Annotated in this window: 9 protein-coding genes; all 9 read right to left on the bottom strand. The window is 64.1% G+C overall.

Features of this window, described 5'->3' with window-relative positions; genetic code table 11:
• Positions 1-148 precede the first annotated feature (148 nt).
• Complete coding sequence (locus P3W97_RS05365) at positions 149-1300, bottom strand: EscU/YscU/HrcU family type III secretion system export apparatus switch protein (RefSeq protein WP_300844512.1); 1152 nt, start codon at positions 1298-1300, stop codon at positions 149-151.
• A 112-nt stretch (positions 1301-1412) separates the two neighbouring features.
• The gene (locus tag P3W97_RS05360) at positions 1413-2060 is read right to left on the bottom strand and encodes a protein phosphatase CheZ (RefSeq protein ID WP_300844509.1); all 648 of its coding nucleotides are present in this window, start codon (positions 2058-2060) and stop codon (positions 1413-1415) included.
• 23 nt (positions 2061-2083) lie between these two features.
• Positions 2084-2470 (bottom strand): chemotaxis response regulator CheY, encoded by a 387-nt coding sequence (gene cheY, locus P3W97_RS05355; RefSeq protein WP_068608392.1) that lies wholly within the window; start codon positions 2468-2470, stop codon positions 2084-2086.
• A 23-nt stretch (positions 2471-2493) separates the two neighbouring features.
• On the bottom strand, positions 2494-3480 hold the full coding sequence (gene motB / locus P3W97_RS05350) for a flagellar motor protein MotB (RefSeq protein WP_300844505.1): 987 nt from the start codon (positions 3478-3480) through the stop codon (positions 2494-2496).
• 38 nt (positions 3481-3518) lie between these two features.
• Positions 3519-4376, bottom strand: coding sequence for a flagellar motor stator protein MotA (gene motA, locus P3W97_RS05345; RefSeq protein WP_300844503.1), 858 nt, complete (start codon positions 4374-4376; stop codon positions 3519-3521).
• A gap of 54 nt (positions 4377-4430) precedes the next feature.
• Positions 4431-4781 (bottom strand): YqjK family protein, encoded by a 351-nt coding sequence (locus tag P3W97_RS05340; protein ID WP_300844501.1) that lies wholly within the window; start codon positions 4779-4781, stop codon positions 4431-4433.
• Positions 4768-5169 (bottom strand): phage holin family protein, encoded by a 402-nt coding sequence (locus tag P3W97_RS05335; RefSeq protein WP_300844499.1) that lies wholly within the window; start codon positions 5167-5169, stop codon positions 4768-4770. Before P3W97_RS05335 ends, P3W97_RS05340 begins: the two co-directional genes overlap by 14 nt.
• Before the next feature lie 40 nt (positions 5170-5209).
• Entirely contained in the window at positions 5210-5521 is a 312-nt protein-coding gene (locus tag P3W97_RS05330) for a YqjD family protein (RefSeq protein WP_300844497.1), read from the bottom strand.
• Between the two features lie 35 nt (positions 5522-5556).
• Positions 5557-7031: aspartate--tRNA ligase (gene aspS, locus P3W97_RS05325; protein ID WP_300844495.1), on the bottom strand; the 1475-nt coding region annotated here is incomplete at its 5' end.

The raw sequence follows: 7031 nt of genomic DNA, 5'->3' as shown, positions 1-7031 counted from the left end.
GTGTCCAGCAGCCACGGGGGCAGGGGCAAGACCAACATGGCCAGCACCAGCATCACCAGAGCCGGGGCAGCCAGCGCCTGACCATGGCCCTGCCAGGGGCGAAGCGACTGTTGCAGCGATTGCAAAATGGCGTTCATGGGTCAAGGACTCAAGACAAGGTTCTGGCCGGTTGGCGACCGTGCAAGGGATCGAGTTCGACAGGCACGTCGGGGCGGGGTGGTTTGGGCATCGGCCCTTGACCCTTGAGCGCGGCGCGCAGTCGATAGACATAAGCCAGCACCTGCGCCACGGCCGTGAACAACGCGGCCGGGACGGGATGGTCGAGTTCGGTGTGGGCGTACAGGGCCCGAGCGAGCATGGGCGACTCCAACACGGGCACGTGCGCATCGCGGGCGGCATCGCGGATGCGCAAGGCCAGCAGATCGGTCCCCTTGGCGATGACATGGGGCGCTGCCATGGTGCGCTCGTCGTAGCGCAACGCGACCGCATAGTGGGTCGGGTTCATCACCACCACATCGGCCTCGGGCACGCGCCGCACACTCTGGCCATAAGCGATCTCACGCGCCCGCTGGCGGCGCTTGCTCTTGACCAAGGGGTTGCCCTCGGTCTCTTTGTGCTCGTCTTTCACCTCTTGCAGCGACATACGCAATTGGTGGCGATACAGATACTGCTGCAGCGGCACGTCCACTAGCGCCACGAGCAGCACCACAGCCAGCATCCAAGCCACACCCACCATGAACCACTCGCGCGACTGGGCCAGCGCCGCCTCCAGCGGGCGCAGCAACAGACTGGCGAATGCACCGATGTGCGATTCGACATACAGCCCACCGATGAACGCGATCATGGCCGTGATGGCCAGGAGCTTGAGCACCTCGATCATCTGCTGTCGTGAAAACAAGCGCTTCAGGCCGCTGAGCAGGCCGATCTTGGACCAGTCGGGCATGAGGGGCTTGGCGCTGAGCGCATACGACCCAGCCGTGATCAGCGCCGTCATGGCAATGGCGATCACCGCCAGGCCCAGCGGCAGGTAGTAACCCAGGGCCCATTGCAAGGCATCGGCCAGGCGCTCGAGCATCCGTTGCGGCTCGCGCACGGAGACGGCGTCAAAGCGCAAACCCTCGCGCATGGCGCTGCGCATGCGCTCGAAGGCCCATGGCAAGCTCGCCCACAGCAGCGCAAGCCCTCCACCCAAGACCGCCAAATGCGTCAGATCCTTGGATCTGGGGACCTGACCATCCGCACGCGCCTTTTGCAAGCGTCGTGGGGTGGCGGGTTGATTCTTATCCTGGGTCGATTCCATGGCGGCCGCTCGGTGGCTGACGGCCGCATTGTCCGGCTGGACCCAGGGTTTCTAAAGCCCAAAAAGGCTGCCAGAACCCGCCACTTTTGCGCCCCCACCCCGGGGGCAGCGATCAGAAACCCAAGCTGGCCAGCAGGTCGTCTACCTGTGCCTGGCTGGTAACGACGTCGGTGCGCCCCTCGGGGTTGACCACGGGCCCGGACAGCTCTGGCCGCTTCGGCTCGTCTGCCGCGGTGCTGCCGGACGCCTCCGTCGGCGCCGCAGGCGGGGCGGTTTCGATCAAGAGCTGCAGCAACTGCTGCTCCAGCGTGCCAGCCAAGGCCACCACTTTCTTGATCACCTGCCCCGTCAGGTCATGAAAATCCTGCGCCATCATGATCTCGGTGAGATGCTGGTCGGTGCGCTCGGCCGCCGCCTGGATTTTTTGCGACCACTCCAACAGCTCCGGCATGGCCCATTTCAGGCCAGGCACCGCGCCGATGGTCTCGACCAACTGGCGGCTGCTGTCGATCACCGTGTGCTGCTCCGCCTTGGCCTCATCCACACGGTTGAGCACCTTCTCGGCGGCCTCGCCTGTCAGGCGTGCAATGTACTCCAGCCGGCTGCGCGCATCGGGCAGCTCGCCGACGGCGTCCTTGAGTGCGGGCATATAGCCCAGCGCCTTGAGCGCCTCATGCAACTCCCGCGTGATCTCGCCCAGTCGCTGATAGATATCGCCTTTGCCGTCGGGCTTGGGCGCTTCGGATGCCGCATCGCTCATGACCTACCCTCCCCGTGGTGCCGTCAGGCCCAACCCATCTTGCGAAAAATGTTGGTGAGCTTTTCTTCGAGCGTGGCTTTGGTGAACGGCTTGACGATGTAGCCAGCCGCCCCGCCCTGGGCCGCGGCGATGATGTCTTCCTTTCGCGCCTCGGCCGTGACCATCAGCACCGGCAGATGTTTGAGCTTTTCGTCTGACTTGATCTGCGTGAGCAGTTCAAAGCCATTCATATTGGGCATGTTGATATCGGTGATGACCATGTCGAACTTGCCGTTGCGCAGCTTGTGCAGCGCGGCCGAGCCGTCCTCCGCCTCGTCGGCATCCCCATGCCCAAGCTCCTTGAGCAGGTTGCGCACGATTCGGCGCATCGTGGAAAAGTCGTCGACAATCAAAAAACGCACATCGGCCATGGAAGACTCCGTCCGGAACGGCCTTAGTTTAAGGGCATGACCCGCCCATCGGCAGCGGGTGAGGCCTTGACAGCAGGATTTTGCGCCGCCTCCAGCGCCGAGCGAGCGTCGCTCTCGTCGTTGACCGTGGGTGCAGCCTCAAGGGATTTGGACATACGCTCCTCCGCTTCACGGGTGAGCACCAGAATACTGATGCGGCGGTTGCGCGGATCGAACGGCTGGTCGGGAAACAGCAGCTGCTTGTCGGCCATGCCGACCACGCGCGCCAGCTTGCCCTCGGGCAGCCCAGCGGCCACCAGCTCGCGGCGAGACGCATTGGCCCGGTCAGCCGACAACTCCCAGTTGCTGTAAGCGCGCTCGCCGCTGCCGTACGGCGTGGCATCCGTGTGTCCGGACAGCGAAATGCGGTTGTCCACCTCAGCCAACGCCTGCGCGATGGCACGCAGGATATCGCGCATGTAGGGTTTGACCAGCGCGCTGCCGGTGTCGAACATGGCCCGCCGCTGATCGTCGACGATCTGGATGTTCAGGCCGTCCTGCACCATTTCCAGACGGATCTGATTTTGGTACTCGGCCAGCTGGGGGTTGAGATTGATGATGTTCTCGATCTTGTCCCGCAAGGTGGCGATGCGCTGCTTGTCTTGCCGGATCGCCTCGGCCCGGGCGAGCTGGGACCCCAGCTCGCGCAGCTTCTCCTCGATGTTGCCGCTGGCGACCTCACCCACGCTCTTGGTCAGATCATCACCCCCGCCGTCCAAAATACTCGTCGCGCCGCCCGACCCAGGCCCGCCAAAGAGCATCACCTTCAACGGCTGGTTGAAGTAGTCCGCCAGCCCCTTGCGGTCGCCTTCGGTGGTCGAGCCCAGCAGCCACATCAGCAGGAAAAACGCCATCATCGCCGTCACGAAGTCGGCGTAAGCGATTTTCCATGCGCCCCCGTGCGCGCCATGCCCGCCTTTTTTGACGCGCTTGACGATGATGGGCTGCAGCGGTTTGCCGGAGGAGGCCATGGGACGTATAGAAGCGAAGCAAGGTCAGGTCTAGGGCGTTATTTTTTCTTGACGTGGGCTTCGAGTTCGTTGAACGAGGGACGCACGGTGGAGAAGAGCACCTTGCGCCCAAATTCGATGGCAGTCATCGGCGCATAGCCTTGCATGCTGGCCAGCAGCGTGGTCTTGATGCACTGAAACTCTTTGCTGCTCTCTTCGACCTTTTGCTCGAGCAAACTGGCCAAGGGCTCCGCGAAGCCATACGCCAGCAAGATACCCAGAAAGGTCCCGACCAGGGCTGAACCAATCATGCCGCCCAGCACGGCCGGCGGCTGGCCGACCGAGCCCATCGTGTTGACCACGCCAAGCACCGCCGCCACGATACCGAAAGCTGGCAGCGCCCCGGCCAGCCGCTGCAGGGCGGCGACCGCCGCATGCTCCTCGGCGTGGTGGGTGTCGAGCTCGGCGTCCATGATGGCTTCGATCTCGTGGGCATTGAGGTTGCCCGACACCATCAGGCGCAAATAGTCGGTGATGAACTCGACCGTATGGTGATCGCTCGCAATCGTCGGGTATTTTTGAAACAGCGGGGACTGCTCGGGATTTTCCACATCCCCTTCAATCGCCATCAGACCCTCTTTGCGCGCTTTTTGCAGGATATCGAACAAAAGCGCCAGCAGGTCCATGAAGCGGGCCTTGGTGTACTTGGAGCCCTTGAAACAGGCCCCCAACCCGCGGCCGACGCCCTTGAGTACCTTCATCATATTGCCGGCCACAAAGGCCCCGATGGCCGCTCCGAAGATGGTGAGCATCTCGAAGGGCAGCGCCTTCATGATGACCCCGATGTTGCCGCCGTGGATGATGAAGACGCCAAAAATACAAACGATGGCCACCAGCCAGCCGACGATGACAAACATGGAGCGTACCCTGCCTAAATGTGGTCGTCCATTGTATCGGCATACCCCAATGGGTTAGATGCGGTCCGCACGGCGCTTTGCCGACGGGAAGGGACGCCCTGGTCGCACACCCACCCTGGAGAGCCAGGGGCTGTAGCGTTGCCACAACCGCCACGCCCGCCACACCCACCAGCCCCCCCGCCAAACCATGCGGGGGCGCCGCAAAACCAGCACCACGGCACCAGCCAGGGGGACCCAGGGGTGGGTCCGCAGCCAGCGCCAACCCTCGCGCGCACGATCAGCCCAGCCGATGGCCGGTGCCAGCGCGGCGCTGTGCATCGCCAGGCGCTCACGCAACTCGGCCGAGCGCTGCTGCAGCGCATGCCGCCGCGCAGCCAGCCGGTCATGCGCATCAGCCGCGGCCACGCAAGCGCTCCATGTCACGGACCAGCTCCGCGGTGCTGGCTGCAAACCAGTGCACCCCGCGCAGGCGGCGCTGTGCCCACACCAGCACCAAGCCCCCCAGTGTCAAGAAAACCGCGGTGAATACCGCCAGGGCGAGCAATCGGTGGCTGTCCCAAAGCAGCACCGTCAGCAGCACGGCCAAAAAACCTAACCCGAGCGCCAACAGCACCGCGGCAGCCACCGCAGCACCCATCGCTTCGGCAACGGCTTGGGCGTGTTCGGCCGCTTCGACGCTCAGCAGCGCCAGGCGCACCCGCAGCAGCTCTGCGGCGTCAAGCAGCCAGCCCCGAACGGCGGACCCGAGCGATTCCGAAGCTGCGCGGCTCGACGACTCGTCGTTTCGTGCCATGCCGTTGGCTCGCTGAGCGGCAACCGCCCGGCTCAGAAGATCAGCGACGACCGATCAGCATACCCACGAGCAAACCGATGCCGGCAGCCACGCCGATGGCTTTCCAGGGATGCTCGTGCACATAGTGGTCGGTGGCTTTGGCCACTTCGCGCGTGCGCTCGCGCAGCGCCGCTTCGGCATCGGCCAGACGGTAGCGCACCGTACGCAGATTCTCCTGCAGCCGCTCGCGCAGTTCGGCCACCTTCTCCCCTGTCGAGTGGGCGGTGGCCGCCAGCAGTTCTTCGGCATCCGCCACGACCACCTTCAGGTCGGCGACGAGCTTGTCCTTGGGTTGCAGCGTGTTGTCGGTCATGAGAAGGCTCCTGTGATCAGACTTGTTCCACTGTATCACGCCAGCTGCGGATTGCGCAGGCGGATGTGCAGCTCGCGCAACTGCTTCTCATCGACGGGGCTGGGCGCATGCGTCAGCAGGCACTGCGCGCGCTGCGTTTTCGGAAAGGCGATGACGTCGCGAATCGACTCGGCCCCCGTCATCAGCGTGATCAGACGGTCCAGCCCGAACGCCAGTCCGCCGTGGGGCGGGGCGCCATATTGCAGCGCGTCGAGCAAAAAGCCAAACTTGGCGCGCGCCTCTTCGGGGCCGATTTTGAGCGCGGCAAACACCTTGCTCTGCACATCGGCACGGTGAATGCGCACCGAACCGCCACCCAGCTCCCAGCCGTTGAGCACCATGTCGTAGGCCTTGGCCAGGCACGCCCCGGGGTTGGTGTCCATCAGGTCTTCGTGGCCGTCCTTGGGCGCGGTGAAGGGGTGGTGCACCGCCACCCACCGACCCTCGTCCTCGTCATACTCGAACATCGGAAAGTCAACCACCCACAGGGGCGCCCAGCGGTCCTCAAACAGGCCATGCTTGCGGCCGAACTCGCTGTGGCCGATCTTGACGCGCAGCGCGCCGATGGCGTCGTTGACGATCTTGGCCTTGTCGGCGCCAAAGAACAGCAGGTCCCCGTTCTGTGCACCGCTGCGCTGCAGAATGGCCTGCAGCGCAGCGTCGTGCAGATTCTTGACGATCGGTGACTGCAGCCCGTCGCGGCCGGCGGCCAGGTCGTTCACCTTGATCCAGGCCAGCCCCTTGGCGCCGTAGATCTTGACGAACTCGGTGTAAGCATCGATCTCGCTGCGCGAGAGCTGGCTGCCACCCGGCACGCGCAGGGCGACGACGCGTCCGCCTGGCATCTGCGCCGGCGCCGAAAACACCTTGAAGTCCACATCCTTGACCGCGTCGGTGAGTTCGGTGAATTCCAGCTTGACGCGCAGGTCGGGTTTGTCCGAGCCGTAGCGTGCCATCGCCTCGGCGTACGGCATGACCGGGAACTCGCCCAAATCCACGCCGATGGTGTTGGCAAACACCGTCTTGATCATGCCCTGGAACAGATCGCGGATCTCCTGCTCCGTCAGAAACGAGGTCTCGATGTCGATCTGTGTGAACTCGGGCTGGCGGTCGGCGCGCAAATCCTCGTCGCGAAAGCACTTGATGATTTGGTAGTAGCGATCGAAACCGGCCACCATCAGCAGCTGCTTGAACAGCTGCGGCGACTGCGGCAGCGCGTAGAACATACCGTCGTGCACGCGGCTGGGCACCAGGTAGTCGCGCGCGCCCTCCGGCGTGCTCTTGGTCAGCATCGGCGTCTCGATGTCGATGAAGCCGTGGGCATCCAAACACTTGCGCACCTCCATCGCCACGCGGTAGCGCAGCATCAGGTTGCGTTGCATATAGGGGCGGCGCAGGTCGAGCACGCGGTGCGTCAGGCGTGTGGTCTCGGACAGGTGCTCGTCGTCGAGCTGGAACGGCGGCGTCACGC

Origin of the sequence: Tepidimonas sp., from assembly GCF_029335975.1 — a bacterium.
In the GTDB taxonomy this organism is placed as follows: domain Bacteria; phylum Pseudomonadota; class Gammaproteobacteria; order Burkholderiales; family Burkholderiaceae_C; genus Tepidimonas.
Note: the sequence above shows the minus strand (reverse complement) of the source record. Positions and strands in the feature narration are given on the sequence as shown.